Consider the following 18,371-nt stretch of genomic DNA (forward strand, 5'->3'; position numbering starts at 1 on the left):
GTGTTATAAATTTATGCCATAACCTTGTAAACCACTTTCTACGGGTGGTAAAATTTCGCAATTATCCCATAACCCAGTTACTAAAGTTCTGGCATATTCCTGTGGTAATAAACCGTTTTGCATGAAAGCACTTGCAGTCTTATAGTCGTAATCGTAATGGTGATGTTTAAATGACAATGAGCCATTTTTTTCATCTAAAATTAGATACCAAACTCTAGGAGTTCCATCGTTTGCAGGCATACCTATTACACCAGCATTAATCCATAATTTATCATCTTTTTCATGATAAAAAGGCAATCCACAATGTCCACCAACAATTACATCGGCTTTGGTTTCTATAAAATTAGGTAATTTCTTTTTCCAGGCGGTCGATTTAAAAATAAATTCAGACACCTGAAAATATGATCCGTGTAATATCATAATGTTTTTCCCACCATAGTTGAAGCTAAAGTGGTCCGGTAAAGTTTCCATAAATTCTAAGGAATCTTTAGATAGTTTACTTTGCGCATAAGGATACCATAATTGAGAAAAACCATCACAACGTGACCCTTCTCTAAAATCGCAACCACAATTTTCGGCACCTTCCCGTAATTGAATTTCGACATTCCCAGAAATCCCTCGCGCACCCCAAGACTTAAACAACTGAACGGTTTCTTCGGGTTGCGCACAATAGCCAACCAAATCTCCGGTGCTAATACAGTTTTCTGGCGCAATATTTTGCGCATCTGCAATTTGCTTTAATGTTGTTAAAGCCTGATAGTTGCTATAAGCACCACCAAAAATAAGGACTTTTCCTTTTAACTTAAGATGTTCTATTTTTTTATCCATAATGGTAATACATATAAAATAATACACGATAAAATACCCCAGACATTTACCCATAATAAGTCGGCATATTTTCCTGTGGTAAAAATCAATTGTTCCGGGAAGCTATTAAATACTAATAAAAAACCAAAAACAATACCACAGATTACACTAAGGTAAAAACTAATTTTTGGTGTTTTTAAATTCCAAAATAAAAATATAGGTGTTAAACCAATAACCATAGTTCCTGAAACTGTTGTTGCCGATAAAATCTCGGCACCTAAAAAAATAGGAATCGTACCTAAAATAGCAACTGCTACCATAACTAAGCGACCTGTTTTAAGATTTTTTCCCAGTTTTAAATCGATAGCAACCAGTTTTGAAGATGATGAAAACGTAGAGTCTAGTGTTGATGCAGCTGAGGTAACCATAATAAAATTTATGACCAATAAAATGACCACACCAAAAGCTTTACCTACTTCTACCGCAGCCTGACCTTCCATATTTTGGGTTTTGGCGTAAACACCAATGATACTAAATAGAACAATACATAAGGCGCCAAAAATACTAGCCCAGAAAAAACTTTGACGCGTTGTTTTTGGATTGCTAATAAAGGCTCTGTCGGTTAATACAGGATCGTGAAAAGGATAAGAAAAGCATTGTAACAATGCTGCAAATAATAAGTTTAAACCCATTTCAAAACTCCATGTGCCTGTACTTACTGCTTTTGAAACGGTAAAGTCTTCCGAAGAAAAAATTGCACCTAAAATAACTACAAGTAAAATGGCAAATAGTCCCATTTGAATCACATCGGTAAAAATAGAACTACTTAAACCGCCTTTTAACGCATAGGCTAAAGTTAACACGGTAAAAACAATAATAGCCCAAAAATAACCTTGAGTGCCAATTTCACCAAAATAACTTCCTATAACCATGGTATTACTCCAAACTTCATTAAAAAGACGGATAATTATTAATACAGAAAACAAACGCATGGCGCCCTTACCAAAACGAGAGGTTAAAAACTCATGAATACTATGAAAGCCACCTTTGGTACGAATGTTATAAATGATAACTCCAGCAATTGCAAATGACAGGTAGTAGGCCGCATAGGCGAAGCCACCAACAATCCCAAAGCTTAAGCCTAAATTGGCAGCATTGGTGATGCTTTTAGCCATTATCCACGAGATAATTAAGCTACCCGCAAGCATAAAACCGTTAGGGGCTTTTTTACGATGCGTCGCTTTAAAAAATTCGTTCGTGGTTTTGGCTAATGGTGAAATGAAAAATAGGATTAGACTTGAGCTAATCACTAAAATCCACTGCCATAAATAGATGTCGTCCATATATTGTATAGCACTGTGACGTTGTGGTCGCAGAGCATTGAGTTTTAAATTATTCTGCCCACCACACTGGTACGTTGATGCTATTGTTATTAGTAGCAGCAGCTGCCTGATCGTAATTAGCCGCATTTAAAGCAGCTTCTTCTGCAGGATAAGGCATTCTTACTGGAATTAAATCGTTATTTAAACTGGCTTGCAATGTTTTTAACACGGGAAATCCAGTACGTCTAAATTCTGTCCAACCTTCATAACCATTAATGACATTTCCAATCCATTTTTGAGTGATAATTTGCTCTAAAGGTGTTGTTCCTGCCGCATTAAACGCAGCAGTTCCAGTTAAATAGTTAGCAGGTAAATCGGTTTGCCAATATTCGAATGCTTGTGCAACTCCTGTTTCGTATAGATTTTGGGCATTTGCCGTAATTAGTCCTTTTTGCGCAGCTTCAGCTAAAAAGAAAGAAGTTTCCCAAGCTGTAGAAAAGTTAGCATCTAAAACCGAAGTATCTTCACGAAATGCGGTTCCAGACAATGAATAATCGGCTAAGGTAATTGAGGTTGAAGTCGCATCTACACCATTTAATAAGCCATTAAATTCCCCATTTGTGCTATTTCCAAAAGGTCTAAAGAAAAAACCAATACGTGTATCGTTATAATTAGTTAAGATTTCTTCCATAGTTTCGGAAAGCACATAATTATTGAAATCTCCAATACGTAAACGAGCCATTCTAAAACTGTTTGGCGCGCTATTAGTAAAATCGAATACTGCATTTTCAGCATTAGAACTAATGTAATTTCCTTCATCAAAAATGGCTTGTAATTCTGCCGATACATCCATTTTATCCGAGATACGCATTAAGGCTTTTATTTTTAATGAGTTGGCAAATTTTACCCAACCATTTAAATCGCCATTAAATAACAAGTCGCCTTCTAAAGTTTGGACTCCAGAATAATTATTTATGGCCTCAATACCTTTATTTAGGTTGTCTAAGATGCCGTTAGGATTCAAGTAAATATCTTCCTGCAAATCGTACTTAGGTGTTACGGTCCCATTAACGCCATTAAAGGCTTCAGAATAAGGGACATCACCAAATAAATCGGTTAAGCCTGCCGCTAAATAAGCTTTTAATATAAGAGCCGGACCTTCATAAACTTTAAAAGCTAAGGTGTTTTGAGATTGATTAATAATAATTTGATTATCTCTTAAGTTTTTGTAAAAGATAGGCCAAGGGTTTCCTCCTAATTGAGGCGATTTCAAATCGTGGCGTCCAAACAGATTAAAATCCAATGCCGTACGATATTGACTCAACAAATCTCCTGCAGCAAAACCTTCATAACTCATTTGCTCACCAAAATCGTAAATGACCTGACGTAACAATAGACTTGGTTGCGCATTAATTGGTGCATTTGGGTTGGTGTTAATGTCTTCAAAATCTTTAGTACAACTTGTTAATACAAGTAATACCATGCTTAATATATATAAGATGTTTTTCATTTGTTTATGTATTAAAAGTTAAAACTTGCTTTAAAACCAATGCTTCTTGTGGTGGCATAACTCATGTCTTCCACACCGCTAACAAATCCATTTCCTTGGACAGCTAATTGTTCTGGGTCGAAATGCGGATTTTCTGTAATAACGAATAAGTTATTTCCAATAATTGAAAAGTTTGCTGAAGCACCTTCTTTAAGGCCTAAAAAGCCTGGTTTTAAATCTAAATCATAACCTATTGACAATTGACGTAATTTTAGGTATGAGGCATCATAAACGTTGTTTTCTTCATGATTTCTATCGTAAAACTGTCGGTAGTATGATTCTGCTGTAACAGCAACAGTATTAGGTAAACCTGTATTCACATTTACTCCTTGTGGTATTATGCCTTCTGGTCTAAATTCGGTTTCGGCTAATTGTCCACCAACATTTCCTAAAGCACGCGTACGTGACACAATTTCTCCGCCTTGTCTCCAGTCGAATAAAAAGCCTAAATTCCAGTTTTTATAGTTGAAATTATTAGAGAACCCTAAAGTGAAATCTGGATTGTAATTTCCAATTTTTCTTAAGGTATTATCGGCTATATATCTTCCTGCGTCAGTAATTAAAAAATTTCCGTTGGCATCTTTTTGATAACCCGTACCATAAATGTCTCCAATTTCTCCGCCTTCTTCCACTTGAAACCAAACGGTTTGGTTAGCACTGTCATAAATACGACTGTAAGCTAAAGTTAAGCGTCCGTCATTTTGTGGTAAGCTCTTAATGGTTGATTTATTCGTTGCGAAGTTGAATGTGGTATTCCACGAAAAATTATTCGTTTTAATTGGTGTTAGTCCTAGAATAATTTCAACACCTTCAGAATTAACTTCACCGCCATTAACCACTTGTTGATTATAACCAGAAGATACTGGAATTGGTAAAGAAATAATTTGATCTTTAGTAGTCGCGTTATAATACGTGTAGTCTAAACGAATACGATCTTTAAAAAATCTAAAGTCAAAACCTGTTTCAAAAGACGTGGTACTTTCTGGTTTTAAGTTGGCATTAGAAATAAAGCTCTGGTCACTTAAGGTTGGTTGTCCGTTAACTGGGGTTTGCGATACAAACGCACCTGTAGTTTGGTACGGATTGGTATCATTTCCAACTTGTGCAACGGAAGCTCTTAGTTTTGCAAATGAAATAACTTCAGGTAAATTAAACGCATTGCTAACTACAAAACTTGTAGAAACCGATGGGTAAAAAAACGAAGTGCCATCTACAGAAAAAGGAGTCGCTAAGGCACTAGACCAGTCATTTCGGCCAGTAATATCTAAGAATAAATAATCCTTATAACCAAATTTAGCTAAACCGTAAAGTGAATTAATACGTTTATTAGCTTCATATTGAAATACTTCTAAAGGTGAAGCGGCATTATTCAAATTAAAAATTCCTGGTTGCGCTAAATTAACTGTTTGGGTTTGTTTTGTTGAAGCAAATTGATCAAAACGATTTCCTCCAGCTGAAATATCGAAACTAAAATCGCCAAAGGTTTGATTGTAATTTAAAAGGAAATCAGTATTTACTTCTCTGTACACCACATCATGTTCTGCATAACCTCCATTTTTAAAACGGTTAGAGCTAAAAGCACGACGAAGTTTTCTGGTTTCACTACTATAATCCATTCCGGTTCTAATGGTAGCAGAAAAATGTTCTCCAAATTGTTGTTTTAAAGCAACGTTTCCGAATACACGATCGCGGTTAAACGAGTTTCTGTTTTCGTATAATATAAAATACGGATTATCAAAAAAGGTATAGTTAAATGAATACTGCTGTCTATCTTCAAGTCCAGGTTGCCAATATGCTTTTAAATTATTAATATCTAAATTTCTAGGACCCCAAGCCACTAAAGAATAATTTACGTTTTCACTACCATAGCCGTTTGAAGGTCTGTTGTCACTACTAGAGTTAACATAACTTATGCTAGACGTTACTGTAGTTTTTGTAGTAGGTTCAAATTTTAATTTAGCACTTACTGTTTGGCGATCTAAATTAACTCCTGGTATGATAGATTCACTTCTTAAATCGGTAAAAGACAGTCTGTAATTTCCTTTATCAAAATTATCTCCAATAGAGATGTTATTGATGGTTGTTACGCCAGTTTCATAAAAATCCTTTAAATTATCTGGATTAGATTTAAATAGAGTAGGAGTTATTGCATTTCCAGAATACAATGATGTATCTCCACCACGAACTACTGAGCCATCTGGTAAGAATACAGGACTATCAAATTGCGGAATAAAAATACCAGCATCTAGTCTTGGACCCCAAGAATAGGTAATATTATCATTGGTTCCGCCACCTAAACCATCAACATACTCAAATTGGCCAGAATTTCCCTGTCCATAAGAATTTTGAAAGTCTGGTAATCTAAAAGCGGTGTCTATAAATACAGAGGTGTTTATACTTATGCCTAAACCTTTACTTTTACTTCCGTCTTTAGTAGTAATTACAATGACACCATTGGCAGCTCGTGTACCGTAAAGTGCAGCAGCACTTGGACCTTTTAAAACAGAAACATTTTCAATATCATCTGCATTAACTTCCATTGCACCATTTCCAAAATCAATTTCCTGAAAACCTGCAGCAGCTTCACTGGTGTTATTAAATACTGTGTTATTATTTATAGGAATTCCATCTACCACAAATAGCGGATTATTATTAGAGAAAGATGCTTCTCCACGAATGGTTATTTTAGATGATGAGCCTACACCTGTTGCACCTTGCGATATTGTTACCCCTGCAAATTTCCCTGCTAAATTATCTAAAAAATTAACGGTTTTTACTTCTGTTAATTTATCGGAAGATATGGTTTGAACCGCATAACCTAACTCTTTAGATTCGCGTTCTAAGCCTAAGGCAGTTACAACAACTTCGTCTAGATTAGTCGTATCATCTTCTAATAAAATAGTAATGTTTTTTTTGTTTCCTATAAGAATTGACTGTGTTTTAAAACCTATGGAAGAAATGGTTAGAGTAGTCTCTGTAGTTGCGCTAATTGAGAAATTACCGTCATCATCACTAATGGTATTTTCGCCATTACTGGCTTGAATGGTAGCGTAAGGAATTGGTAAGCCGTCTGTTTTAGACATTACGGTTCCCGAAATAGTAGTTTGTGCATAACTAAAGCCACATAGCAATAGGAATACAACGACATATAGTTGTTTCATATTTATGAATGGTTGCTTCTGAATTTTCTTCAGAAAAAAATAAAAAGGTTAATAAAGTTCTAGCGGAAGTTAGGCTAGAGTAGGAGAACCTTTATTAAAACCAAAGTCGGGAATAAATTGAGAGGTATTACAAATAACATCTGTTATATATATACGAATGTTATTAAGACTTTGTAATATGGATAGTTGAAGTTGTTTTGATAGAGAACCAAAACACGTTAAGAAATAAGATAAGTCTAAAACTGTATTTAAATCTTTTAAACTTTTTAAAAGAATCTGCTTTTTATCGTTTTTAAAACTACTGACAAAACGTTTTCTAATTTTAGAGGTTTGCCAAGGTAGTTTTACAAAAGTCTCAAAATCGAAATTAGATTGATGTAAAGCTAATAAGTAAAAACCACCATTTTGAGATGGGCCAAGCACAAAATTATCTTCTGAAACCTGAGTATTAGCTTTAAGAATTTGAGAGGTTTTAAGTTGAGGTGTATCATTACCTACAGAAATAACCGTGTCATAACCTTTATTATAAATGCCTTGAATGGCATTTGCAAATCGTTCACCAAAGGTTCTACCAATTTGTTCATGCTCATCAACTATAAAATAAGGTAAATTGGTTTTTTTTACCTTAGAAATAATCTCAGAATTTAGGGTGCTAAAAACCGCTTCAGCATTAACAAATGGTTTTAACCGTGCTTCTCTTGCTGAAGAGTTTGCGAAAATTAATATGGCGGTTTTTGGGTTGGTAGTCATTTCAGTTAAAACAAATTAAGCAACCGTACCTTGGCAACTACTACCAGCACCTGCGGTACAACCATAACAATGTTGAGAAATAGTTATATTTCTGCCTTCTAAAAGTTCTTCATTATACTCGCTGATGTGTTTTGCTTTACTATTTACAGGTAATTCTAACATCTGGTTAAAATCACAATCAAATAAATAACCGTCCCAACTTATAGATAAGGTGTTGGTACACATTACATTTTCTACTGCAGAAGGATTATAAGCATCTACTAAAGCATACATATAATCATCATAATTTTCTGAAGCTATTAAATAGTCTAAAAAACGTGCAATTGGTAAATTAGTGATTGCAAAAAGATTGTGGAACTGAATATTAAAATCTTCCATTAATCCTTTTTTAAAGTCTTTTTCCATTGCAGCTTGGTCTCCTGGTAAAAAAGCACCAGAAGGATTATAGACTAAATCTAAACGTAAGTCGCTTCCTGGCATTCCGTAACCACGTTCGTTTAATTCCTGTAAGGCTTTAATCGATTTGTCAAAAACACCATCACCACGCTGTTTATCGGTTTTACCTCTTGTCCAATGTGGCATAGAGCTTATAACGTGTACGTTGTGTTTTTTAAAAAAATCAGGTAAATCGTAATATTTTTTATTGGCTCTAATTATTGTAAGGTTAGATCGTACTATAAAATCTTTAATACCAGCTTTTGAAGCTTCTTCAACAAACCATCTAAAATTAGGGTTCATTTCTGGAGCGCCTCCAGTTAAATCTAAAGTATGTGCGCCCGTATTTTTTATAACCTCTATACATTCCTGCATGGTTTTTTTGGTCATAATTTCTTTACGGTCCGGTCCTGCGTCTACGTGACAGTGTTCGCACACCTGATTACACATGTAGCCAACATTAATTTGTAAAATCTCTAATTTTTTTGCTTTTAAGGGAAACTGGTTCGTTTCAGAAATTTTCTCCTTAAAGGTTGGCAACTCGCCATTTGCGAAAATACCGTTGGATAATAATTCTAATTGTTTGTTTGATTGTGCTAAATCGCTATGTCTTTTTTGTAATGAAGTTTGTGCCATAAATAGATTGTCGGGATGCTTTATAATAACTTACGAAAAATGAGTTGAAATGGTTTTTAAAGATCCAGTTTGTTCACTTTATTCATCATTTGAACGCCATGAACCAATGTTGCTCCGCTTTTTATAGCAGCTCCAACGTGAATAGCTTCCATCATCTCTTCTTTAGTTATGGCTTTTTGTAAGCCGTCTTTGGTGTAAGCATCAATACAGTAAGGACATTGCTCGGTATGTGCTACAGCTAATGCGATTAAAGATTTCTCTCTAGCCGAAAGAGCACCTTCTTTAAAGACTTCACTATAATAGTCGAAAAATTTATTTCCAAGCTCTTCGCTCCATTCTGTTATTTTTCCAAATTTTCTAAGGTCTTTATCGTCGTAGTAATTGCTCATAATTATTTTTTAGCTAATTTAATTCAAAAAAAAAAGCTCGCAATGTTTTGCGAGCTTTTTGTGTATTAAAAAGGTGTTATTCTTTTACAATTTTAATAGTTTTAGAAGCTTCAGTAGTCTCTAAGTTAATAAAATAAACACCTGGAGATAAAGACGACGTGTTAATCGTTTTTAAACCATCTGTTTGAAAGATAACCTTCTGACCAGTTACATTATAGATAGACACTTTTTTAAGTTCATTATCTAAACCTTTAATGTTTAGTTCATTTTTTACAGGATTAGGATAAATATTGATATTTTCTAATCTATTGCTAGTTGTTCCTAATGTTGCAAAATTATAACTATTTTCGCTTGTAGATTGTGAACCGTATCTATCGGTTGTAGAAGGGCCATCCGTCATGTTTATATAATCTGGAAGAAACCCAAGTCTAGAACCGTCTCCTGGTGGCAATAACCTTAAAAAGCCTGATGTTGGAGGTGTGGTTCCAATCACATCAAAAAGAACTAGTTGAATAGCTGTTCCAGTAGTAAAGTTAAAAAAAATGTTTGAAGTTGGAACTTGTCTATTTACATAAAATGTAGGGTCACCAGCGTCAGAATTTAAACCGTAATCGTCAGCTAAAAATTCTGTAGAAGGAATTCCAGAATTTCCATTTTCAAAATTTCCAATACTATAACCTGTAGGTACAGAAATCATAGAAGCCATATCACTTGATAACTGATTAGTTACATCTGCATCAGGCGTAGCTACTAACGCAAATTGATAATTACCTGTACCGCTATTAACTCCTATATATTGTATAGAGAATTCATATTGTTCTGTTTGTGCATATGTTACTACACTTAAAAATAATAGTGCTATTAAGCTATAAAGTTGTTTCATTTTCTTGTTTTAAAATTTATTAATGTTCTTTATTATTCAAATTAAGGCAATTGTTGATTTATAGGGTAAAATACACTTCCTGTGGTGTTTCCAGGGAAATTAGATATTATTGACTTTAATATATTAGAATCATTACCTGGACCCCCAAAACGAACTTGACCATTCATATCTAAATCAAAATTATCATACGCATTGTATGGAAAGAATACCGACCCAGTAGTATTGGAAGGATGATTAACTATGGTAGTTTTTAAGATGTTAGTGTCATTATTTGGACCCGCAAATCTAATAACGTTATCTCCATTTAAATCTCCAGCCCATAATCCAAACACGCCACTACCCATGTCTTTTTGAGCATTAGTTCCGAAAGTCGAAACAGAACCATTAGTGAAATCTACTGTTGTAGCCGTTCCTGATAAAGCAATTGTGTTTAACGACATAGCTCCTAAATGGTTTCTATGGTTAACGACAACAAAGTAGTTCTTTCCAGTAACATTTATTAATACAGGAGAAGTTCCATCTACATCAACTACATCACCATCTCTTTGTAATAAAGCAGATCTGCTAGCTGAAATTGTTGTATTTGTAGCCGCATCTCTAAGTTCTAGCCAAACCCAGTCTACAATAGCATTTGCACCAGTAGTGTTGAAAACAGTTGCGTTAACAGTTAAACCATCTGTGTAAGGAGATGTAGTTGGTAAGTATCCACCTGACCTAAGTGCATCACTCATTAAGCCAGCTGAAAAAGTTGGCCCTGATAAAAACATCTTAGGAGAAATTCTCAATCTAAATGCACCTTCAGCACCTAAATAATAGGTTCCACTTAAATCTGTAAAGTTACCAGTTAATTTAAAATCTGATCCAAAAGCAGAAGTTGTTAGAGCCACAAGATCATTACTACCTTCTCTATACGCAAATAAATCGTTAGATGTTAAACCAGTTGTAGATGTAAACCCATTCATCTCTGCAGCAGTGATATAAAAATCAACAGATAGGTTTCCAGAAGCTGGAGAGTTCGTTGTTGAGATTTTGAATGTTTTGTCTAACACTAAATTAGTACCAGTACTACCATTGTATGTTTGAGTGCTGTTACCTGATCTATTAACTGAAACATTTACACAACCATAATCGTTACCAGTATTATTGGTGATATCAAGCATTAAATCTGTTGTAGAAAGATCAGATGTATAGATCGTTCCTGAACCAGCTAAATTAACCTCGTATGCACTAGTGTTTTCATTAACTGCTGTTTGAATAAATTTAGCTGTTGTAGCTTCTAATAAGATGTTGTCTACTAATAGTAAACCATCAGTTCTACCATTACCTGGATTTGTTCCTGGGCTTAAATGTCTAAAAGCTAAATACCCAGTTTGACCGCTAAATGCATCCATGTTAATAGTTATAACTTGTCCTCCTCCATCTAAAGTGTTTCCAGAGGCAATTTGAGTACCAGTTGTTCCACCAATTATAGTAGCTACTGAAGTATCGTCAGTTGTCCAATAGACTCTATACGGTTCACTATCTTGAAACCCTCCGATACCAAAAGACAAACTAACGTTTGTTGCTCCGTTGGGAATAACAATAGCATCAGATAATAAAAAGTTATCCGGTGTATAGTTTCCAGGTGTACCTAAGGCACTACCGTTTGATGCTGAGTAAAAGAAATCTCCAGTAATTCCTGGGTATGTCAAACCACTAGCACCAGCAAAGTTTCTAGTGTCGCCATCATTATCAATAATAAACCAAGGAGTAGTATCTGTTGCTTCAACATCTGAATTTATAAGTGTTACTGTTTGCGTATTTATTGGGACAGAATCGTCATCATTTATAGTAAATGTTAAATTGTTGTTACCTACAGTAGCATCTCCGCCATTCACGTTTAAAGTAAATGTTAAGTCTAAAGTTTCATTTCCTTCAACAAAGCCATCATTAAAAACCCTAACAGTTACATTTTGATTAGCTGTAGAACCCGCTGCAAAGGTGACACTGTTGTTAATTAACAAATAGTCTGTTCCGCTTGTTGCAGTACCTCCATTTACCGATAAATTAGCTGTAGTATTTTGTGACGCTCCAGAAGCTATGCTTAAAGAGACAGTATAGTCTGTAAAAGAACAATCCGTACTTTCACTAGCAGATAACAAAGAATTTGCAAAAGAAACTACGGGAGATGTAGCGCCTGTATTAGAGTTAGGTAATTCTTGACGACCTGGAGAGTTTGCAAGTACTACAGCCATTCTCGCTACTTGATCAGCGGTGAATAAGTTCATGCAAGTATCATAGCTGTAATCCATAAAGTTTTCTACCATATCTCTACCGCCACCTGCACATGAGTCTTGGGTTGTAGGACATCCTGCACTAGAGGTGCCTTGAGCAGGAGTGTCAGCGCAAAAATCGTCTACATTACAACCACCATCACCCCAGATATGTCTTAAACCAATCCAGTGTCCAATTTCATGTGTTAAAGTTCTTCCTGCTGCATAAACACCACCTTGAGGATGAGGTGTTGCAATTGATCCTATGGATGAGTATAAACAAACAACACCATCTGTTTGAGTAGACCCTCCAGCACCTCCTGGCATTCCTGGAAGCGTTGAGTTGTCAGGAAACTGGGCATAACCTAAAAGTCCTCCACCTAAGTTTCCAGTCCAATTATTACAATATTTTGTTCTATCCCAGATAGTAGCAGGTTTTATTGTGCTATCAAATGTGGTTCTAGCAAGTTGTCCTGGATAACCATAAACACGGTTAATTCCAGGTTCTGCTAGCGGATTTCCATTAGGGTCAATTTGTGCAGGGACAAATACAATTTGAGCGTCTGCAGCAACCGCAGCCCAAGGACCGGTTGCTCCTCCTGCTTGATTACCAAAATCTAAGTTTAATTGATCTATTTGTGCGTTAACATATATTGCATCTAAATCTGCAGCATCTCCGGGCGATCCTGAAACAACATGAAAAATTATCGGAATTTCTACAACTGCTTGTACAAATGTTCCGTTAGATTTCTGTTGTGCAACTCGCTGTTTGTGCTCTTGAAGTAAAGGAGCTAACCAGTTTTCAAATTCATCCTTACTTTGTCTGTTAGGGTTTGAGAGTCTGTAGGACTCATTAACTTCTTCCGTAAGGCATCTAATAACGCCATTTTGGTTATAGAAGTTCTGGTTTTCTTGGTTTAATTGTAAGCCAAGTCCATTAGAATTTTGAGCATTAGTGCTAGATAAAACAGTAGTGCTATTTTTATTTAAAGCTTCCTTATTTTGAGCGGTTGTCAAAAAAGAAAAACAAATAAATAAAAGAAAGCAAAGTGTAATTTTTCTCATATCAAGTTATTTTAATGTTAAAAAATAGTTAACAAATATAATTCAATTATGATTATATGCAAGTTTTATCGGTGAAATATCTTTTTTGAGTTTTGGTTCGATTTTGTATATTGCTTAAAATTTAAAAATAATATAACATGAAAAAAATTATTTTTTCCTTGTGTTTGCTTGTTTTTAGCATAACATTAGGCTATTCACAAAATTTATTAAAAGACGCAAAACTATCTGCGGATGATATTAGATATCTCAATTCTATTGAAGTTCCTTCTGATGGATTTACATTCTCTGTAAATGTTAACGATTTACAGCAATACTTGGCTTTGTCAAATGAAATGACTCTAGAATTACCGTTTAACGATGGTGAAAAAGTGAAATTTAAAGTTAAAGAAGCTTCAGTTTTTGCAGATGAACAACAAGCTTTGTATCCAGAAATTAAAGCTTATTTAGGATATGGAATTGATAATCCAGGAGATTATTTAAGATTTACGGTAACACCATACAACGGTGTTAATGGTATAATTGTAACTGCTGATCGTTCAGAAACACAAGTTATCCAAAGTATAAAAGGAACCAATAAATCTGTTGTTTATAAAAGAAGTAATAGAAAGTTCGGAAAAGATTTTGATTGTACAACCGCTTCTGAGGAATCTGAAGAACTTAACATTTCAGAGTTTTCGGTCGCAGCAGATGACGGTGTTTTAAGAATATTTGATACTGCAATATCTACAACCGGAGAATATGCTGCTTTTCATGGTGGTACTTTAGCAAGTGTAAATGCAGCTTTAGCCACATCTCTAGCTAGAATAAATTCTGTTTATGAAATTGATTTTGCAGTGCGATTAGTTTTAAGAGCAGGAAATAACAGTGTGGTTTTCTTAAATGGAAACACAGACCCTTATGATAGTGCTAGTGATAATAATTATAATACTGCATTAGCAAACACTTTGGATGCAGCTTATCCAGGTGGTGCAGGCTACGATGTGGGGCATTTATATGCAGGAATTGGAAACAATGGAAATGCAGGATGTATCGGTTGTGTTTGTATAATTGGTGGTGGAAATCATAAAGGTAGTGGCTATACAACCAGTACAAATCCAATTGGAGATCGTTGGGATATAGATTATGTAGCTCATGAGTATGGTCATCAATTTGGTGGAAGACATACATTTACCCATGCTAGTGAAGGAAATGGTATTGCTCAAATGGAACCAGGTTCAGGTACAACTATTATGGGGTATGCTGGTATTACTGGAGCAACGGATGTTCAGCAGGTTTCAGACCCATATTTTCATGCTATCAGTATTCAACAAATTACAGCTCATGCGAAATCTAGAACTTGTGATGTAGAGAATCCTACAGGAAATGCTATACCGGTAGCTAATGCGGGAGCAAATTTAACTTTGCCTATAGGTACTGCTTTTATTTTAACAGGATCTGCAACAGATGGTAATACAGGAGATGTATTAACTTACTGTTGGGAACAATATGATGAGAATAATGCAGCTCAAGCTTATCCTAGTTCAACTAGTACAAATAGTAATGAACCTTTATTTAGATCTTATAATCCAACAACATCCACTACAAGAACATTTCCAAAGTTAGAGGATTTAGTTCAAAATGGTGTAAACGGAAACGTCTGGGAAAAAATACCTACAGTAGGTCGATTTGCAGATTTTAGATTGTCTGTTAGAGATAACAGAGCTGGTGGTGCTGGAAATAACTTTGATGATATGAGAGTGACTTGGGACGCTACAAGAGGACCATTAGCAGTGACTTCTCAGAATATAGATGGAATTATGTGGAGTTCGGGTACGACTGAAACAATTACTTGGAGTGTAAACAATACTAATACATTTGCAGGAGCATCGAACGTAAATATATTGTTATCTACAGATGGTGGATTAACCTACTCGACTACTTTATTGTCTAATGTGCCAAATAATGGTTCTGCGACTATTACAGTGCCTAATACACCAGCGCCTTATTGCCGAATCATGGTACAACCAACCTCAGCGCCATTTTTTGCAATTAATACAAATGATTTCTCTATTGACTTTATTGTAACTGAAGATTGTACTGAAGTTTATACTTCTAATGCAAATTTTGCAATACCAGACAATGCTACAGCTTATTCTGGATTAGGTTTAAATATAACAACCTCTGGAGAAACTTTAGGAGGTAATGTTTATTTAAAATTAGGATTAGATGTAACGCATACTTATGTAGGCGATTTGCAATTTTTATTACAATCCCCAGCGCCTTCTCAAATACAAGTTGTTCCTTGGTCTCAAGGAACTTGTGGAGCAAACGATAATTTAAATATACAGTTGTTTGATGAGGCACCTGCCGTAACTTGTGCTACACCAACAGTTGGCGATGCTAAAACAGCAAGTCCATTTACTGCTTATGATGGTGAAGGGGTTAATGGTCAATGGATATTGGGAGTTGTAGATACTGCAGCAGCAGACACAGGAACTTTAAACTCTTGGTCTATAACTGTTTGTAAAAAGACAGAAACACTTTCTGTAAATAGTGTTGAGGCAGATAGCTTTGAGATTTATCCAAACCCAACAACTGGAATTGTAAATCTTAAATTTAATACGAATAGTGATGTTAATGTAAACTTATATGACATTAGAGGTCGTGGTGTCTATAATAAAAACTTCGCAAATACTTCAAATAAGTTTAATCAGCAAATAAACTTCAGTAATTTATCTGCAGGTGTGTATATTTTAAATGTACAGTCCGGAGATAAAAAGTTTGTCAAAAAAATTATTATAGAATAACATAATCATTTTTTATAATTAAAATAAGAAGGCTCTTCATTTGAAGAGCCTTCTTATTTTAATTATAAAACTAAAAAACCCTAAAGCTAGCTTTAGGGTTTTTACATTTTTATTAGTGGTGCCTCCAGGAATCGAACCAGGGACACAAGGATTTTCAGTCCTTTGCTCTACCAACTGAGCTAAGGCACCAGTGCAAATGCGTGTGCAAATATAAACGCATTTTTAATATCTACAAAAGAAATTTTATAATTTTTGATTTACTAAATTTGCAAGTATAAATATAAGACCATGAATTTATGTATTGATATTGGTAACACATTTGTTAAAGCTGCTGTTTTTCAGGATAGTAAACTGTTAAAAGTCTTTACTTTTGAATTAGATTTTTTAGAAAAGTCGGTTAAGAATATTTTACATCTATATAATATTGATTTTATAATAGTATCATCAGTTGCATCAATCTCTATATCACAGAAAAAAACTCTTGAAGATTTTAGGTCTACATTGTTTCTAGATCACCAAAGTAAATTTCCATTTAATAATAAATATCTTACTCCAACTTCAATCGGGATAGATCGATTGGTTTTAGCATCAGCTGCTCAACAGTTTAAAAAATCCGGTAATGTTTTAGTCATAGACGCTGGTACATGTATTACTTACGATTACTTAGATCATGAAAATAATTATTTGGGAGGAGCTATTTCTCCCGGGCTTTTAATGCGGTACAAATCCTTAAATTATTATACTAGTGGCTTACCATTATTAAAAGTTCAAAAACCAAATGCGGTTTTAGGGAATACAACTCAAACTTGTATACATTCAGGAGTGGTAAACGGTTTAGTGTTTGAAATTGATGGAGTCATAGCTCATTATAACAATATATATAAAGATTTAACAGTTATTTTAACAGGTGGAGATACTAATTTTTTGTCTAAACAATTAAAAAGTAGCATATTTGCCAATTCAAATTTCTTACTAGAGGGTTTGAATTATTTATTAAATTTTAATTTAAAATAATGATTAAAAAACTGCTAATAGTTTTTGTATGTGTTTTTTGCTTACAAACCTACGCACAAGATGGTGTTGCTTCACCTTACTCATACTATGGTATTGGAAGTTTAAAATTTAAAGGTACTGTTGAAAATAATAGTATGGGTAGTATGGGTGTCTACAATGATAGTATTCATATGAATTTACAAAATCCTGCAACTTATGGAGGACAGAACCTGCCTATATATAACAATGAATCTCGACCTGTAATATTTACAGTTGGAGGAAGTTCTAATAAAACTTGTTTAGATTCAAATAGCTCTAGTGCAGAAACATCTACTCAAACCTTTGACTATCTTGCGGTCGCTTTTCCTTTAGGAAAACTAGGAATAGGATTTGGGTTACTACCATATACTTCTGTAGGTTATAAATTGGATAATTTTAATTCATTTGGTCAAATAACCCATCGTTACAGAGGTTCGGGAGGAGTTAATAAAACTTATTTTTCTGCAGGATATCAATTTGAAAACGGTTTAAGCTTTGGGGTTACTACAGATTATAATTTTGGTAATATTAAAAATAATACTATTGTATTTCCTTATAATAGTGATGGTACGTCTCTGTCTTATCAGACAAGAGAAGATAATAGGTCCGATTTAAGTGGTTTGAGTTTTAATTTTGGAGCACATTATAAAAAGATGGTTTCCGATAAATTAGAAATTCAAACTTCATTAACTTTTGCGCCAGAAGCGAATTTGAAGTCAATAAACACAAGGTCTTTTAATGCTATTATTTTTGATAATGCGGGTAATGAGGTTGAGGTAAATACAGTTGATGTCGATTTAGATACTAAAGGTTTAAATGAGACCAATCTTACATTACCTTCAAACTTCACCATTGGTGCAGGTATTGGAGAGCCAAGAAAATGGTTTGCAGGTGTAGATTTTAAAACTCAAAACACGAGTGAGTTCTCAAATCCTTTATACAATTATGAGAATACGACATTTGAAAATTCAAATACTATAGCAATTGGAGGATTTTATATTCCTAAATATAATTCATTCTCAAGTTACTTTAAACGAATGGTTTACCGTGCCGGAATGCGTTTTGAGAATACTGGATTAAAAATAAATAATGAGCCCATTAAAGAGTTTGGCATATCTTTTGGATTAGGTTTACCAGTTGGAAACACATTCTCTAATGCTAATTTAGGTTTTGAATTAGGTAACAGAGGAACTACAGATAGTAATCTTATTAAAGAAAACTTCTTTAAAGTTCAGTTAAGTTTATCGTTAAACGACAGATGGTTCCAGAAAAAAAGATATAACTAATTACATTTAAAAATAGAA

The 18,371-nt window shown here is 34.5% G+C and carries 12 protein-coding genes and 1 tRNA gene; 3 read left to right on the plus strand and 10 right to left on the minus strand.

Features of this window, described 5'->3' with window-relative positions; translation table 11 throughout:
- Positions 1 to 3: 3 nt before the first annotated feature.
- The 9 genes from C7H52_RS05320 to C7H52_RS05360 form a co-directional block, all read right to left on the minus strand.
- Positions 4 to 828 carry a metallophosphoesterase family protein gene (locus C7H52_RS05320; RefSeq protein WP_106462841.1) on the minus strand — a complete coding sequence of 275 codons (825 nt, stop codon included), beginning with the start codon at positions 826 to 828 and terminating at the stop codon, positions 4 to 6.
- Entirely contained in the window at positions 813 to 2,150 is a 1,338-nt protein-coding gene (locus C7H52_RS05325) for a sodium:solute symporter family transporter (RefSeq protein WP_106462842.1), read from the minus strand. Before C7H52_RS05325 ends, C7H52_RS05320 begins: the two co-directional genes overlap by 16 nt.
- 49 nt (positions 2,151 to 2,199) lie before the next feature.
- Positions 2,200 to 3,639 carry a SusD/RagB family nutrient-binding outer membrane lipoprotein gene (locus C7H52_RS05330; protein ID WP_106462843.1) on the minus strand — a complete coding sequence of 480 codons (1,440 nt, stop codon included), beginning with the start codon at positions 3,637 to 3,639 and terminating at the stop codon, positions 2,200 to 2,202.
- Positions 3,640 to 3,650: 11 nt separating this feature from the next.
- Complete coding sequence (locus tag C7H52_RS05335; RefSeq protein WP_106462844.1) at positions 3,651 to 6,839, minus strand: SusC/RagA family TonB-linked outer membrane protein; 3,189 nt, start codon at positions 6,837 to 6,839, stop codon at positions 3,651 to 3,653.
- A 69-nt stretch (positions 6,840 to 6,908) separates the two neighbouring features.
- Entirely contained in the window at positions 6,909 to 7,589 is a 681-nt protein-coding gene (locus C7H52_RS05340) for a DUF2064 domain-containing protein (RefSeq protein ID WP_106462845.1), read from the minus strand.
- A 15-nt stretch (positions 7,590 to 7,604) separates the two neighbouring features.
- Entirely contained in the window at positions 7,605 to 8,660 is a 1,056-nt protein-coding gene (gene arsS / locus C7H52_RS05345; protein ID WP_106462846.1) for an arsenosugar biosynthesis radical SAM (seleno)protein ArsS, read from the minus strand.
- Between the two features lie 56 nt (positions 8,661 to 8,716).
- A complete protein-coding gene (locus C7H52_RS05350; RefSeq protein WP_106462847.1) occupies positions 8,717 to 9,052 on the minus strand; it encodes an arsenosugar biosynthesis-associated peroxidase-like protein in 336 nt (111 codons plus the stop codon).
- Positions 9,053 to 9,125: 73 nt separating this feature from the next.
- Positions 9,126 to 9,932, minus strand: a complete 807-nt coding sequence (locus C7H52_RS05355; protein WP_106462848.1) for a T9SS type A sorting domain-containing protein — start codon at positions 9,930 to 9,932, stop codon at positions 9,126 to 9,128.
- Between the two features lie 41 nt (positions 9,933 to 9,973).
- On the minus strand, positions 9,974 to 13,249 hold the full coding sequence (locus tag C7H52_RS05360) for a M43 family zinc metalloprotease (RefSeq protein WP_106462849.1): 3,276 nt from the start codon (positions 13,247 to 13,249) through the stop codon (positions 9,974 to 9,976).
- A 137-nt stretch (positions 13,250 to 13,386) separates the two neighbouring features.
- On the opposite strand from C7H52_RS05360, the gene C7H52_RS05365 reads away from it, so the two are divergent.
- On the plus strand, positions 13,387 to 16,035 hold the full coding sequence (locus C7H52_RS05365; protein WP_106462850.1) for a zinc-dependent metalloprotease: 2,649 nt from the start codon (positions 13,387 to 13,389) through the stop codon (positions 16,033 to 16,035).
- 116 nt (positions 16,036 to 16,151) lie between these two features.
- Here the strand turns inward: C7H52_RS05365 and C7H52_RS05370 are convergent.
- Positions 16,152 to 16,224: transfer RNA gene (locus C7H52_RS05370), tRNA-Phe, on the minus strand.
- Positions 16,225 to 16,323: 99 nt separating this feature from the next.
- Here C7H52_RS05370 and C7H52_RS05375 point away from each other — a divergent pair.
- Positions 16,324 to 17,049, plus strand: a complete 726-nt coding sequence (locus tag C7H52_RS05375; protein ID WP_106462851.1) for a type III pantothenate kinase — start codon at positions 16,324 to 16,326, stop codon at positions 17,047 to 17,049.
- Positions 17,049 to 18,353, plus strand: coding sequence for a hypothetical protein (locus C7H52_RS05380; protein WP_106462852.1), 1,305 nt, complete (start codon positions 17,049 to 17,051; stop codon positions 18,351 to 18,353). Before C7H52_RS05375 ends, C7H52_RS05380 begins: the two co-directional genes overlap by 1 nt.
- Positions 18,354 to 18,371: the final 18 nt, after the last annotated feature.

Origin of the sequence: Aurantibacter aestuarii, from assembly GCF_003008425.1 — a bacterium.
Lineage (GTDB): Bacteria > Bacteroidota > Bacteroidia > Flavobacteriales > Flavobacteriaceae > Aurantibacter > Aurantibacter aestuarii.

Bases quoted from the DNA above. Each gene is read 5' to 3' on its own strand.
- C7H52_RS05320 (WP_106462841.1), bottom strand. From the start codon at position 828: ATGGATAAAAAAATAGAACATCTTAAGTTAAAAGGAAAAGTCCTTATT.
- C7H52_RS05325 (WP_106462842.1), bottom strand. From the start codon at position 2,150: ATGGACGACATCTATTTATGGCAGTGGATTTTAGTGATTAGCTCAAGT.
- C7H52_RS05330 (WP_106462843.1), bottom strand. From the start codon at position 3,639: ATGAAAAACATCTTATATATATTAAGCATGGTATTACTTGTATTAACA.
- C7H52_RS05335 (WP_106462844.1), bottom strand. From the start codon at position 6,839: ATGAAACAACTATATGTCGTTGTATTCCTATTGCTATGTGGCTTTAGT.
- C7H52_RS05340 (WP_106462845.1), bottom strand. From the start codon at position 7,589: ATGACTACCAACCCAAAAACCGCCATATTAATTTTCGCAAACTCTTCA.
- arsS (WP_106462846.1), bottom strand. From the start codon at position 8,660: ATGGCACAAACTTCATTACAAAAAAGACATAGCGATTTAGCACAATCA.
- C7H52_RS05355 (WP_106462848.1), bottom strand. From the start codon at position 9,932: ATGAAACAACTTTATAGCTTAATAGCACTATTATTTTTAAGTGTAGTA.
- C7H52_RS05360 (WP_106462849.1), bottom strand. From the start codon at position 13,249: ATGAGAAAAATTACACTTTGCTTTCTTTTATTTATTTGTTTTTCTTTT.
- C7H52_RS05365 (WP_106462850.1), top strand. From the start codon at position 13,387: ATGAAAAAAATTATTTTTTCCTTGTGTTTGCTTGTTTTTAGCATAACA.
- C7H52_RS05375 (WP_106462851.1), top strand. From the start codon at position 16,324: ATGAATTTATGTATTGATATTGGTAACACATTTGTTAAAGCTGCTGTT.
- C7H52_RS05380 (WP_106462852.1), top strand. From the start codon at position 17,049: ATGATTAAAAAACTGCTAATAGTTTTTGTATGTGTTTTTTGCTTACAA.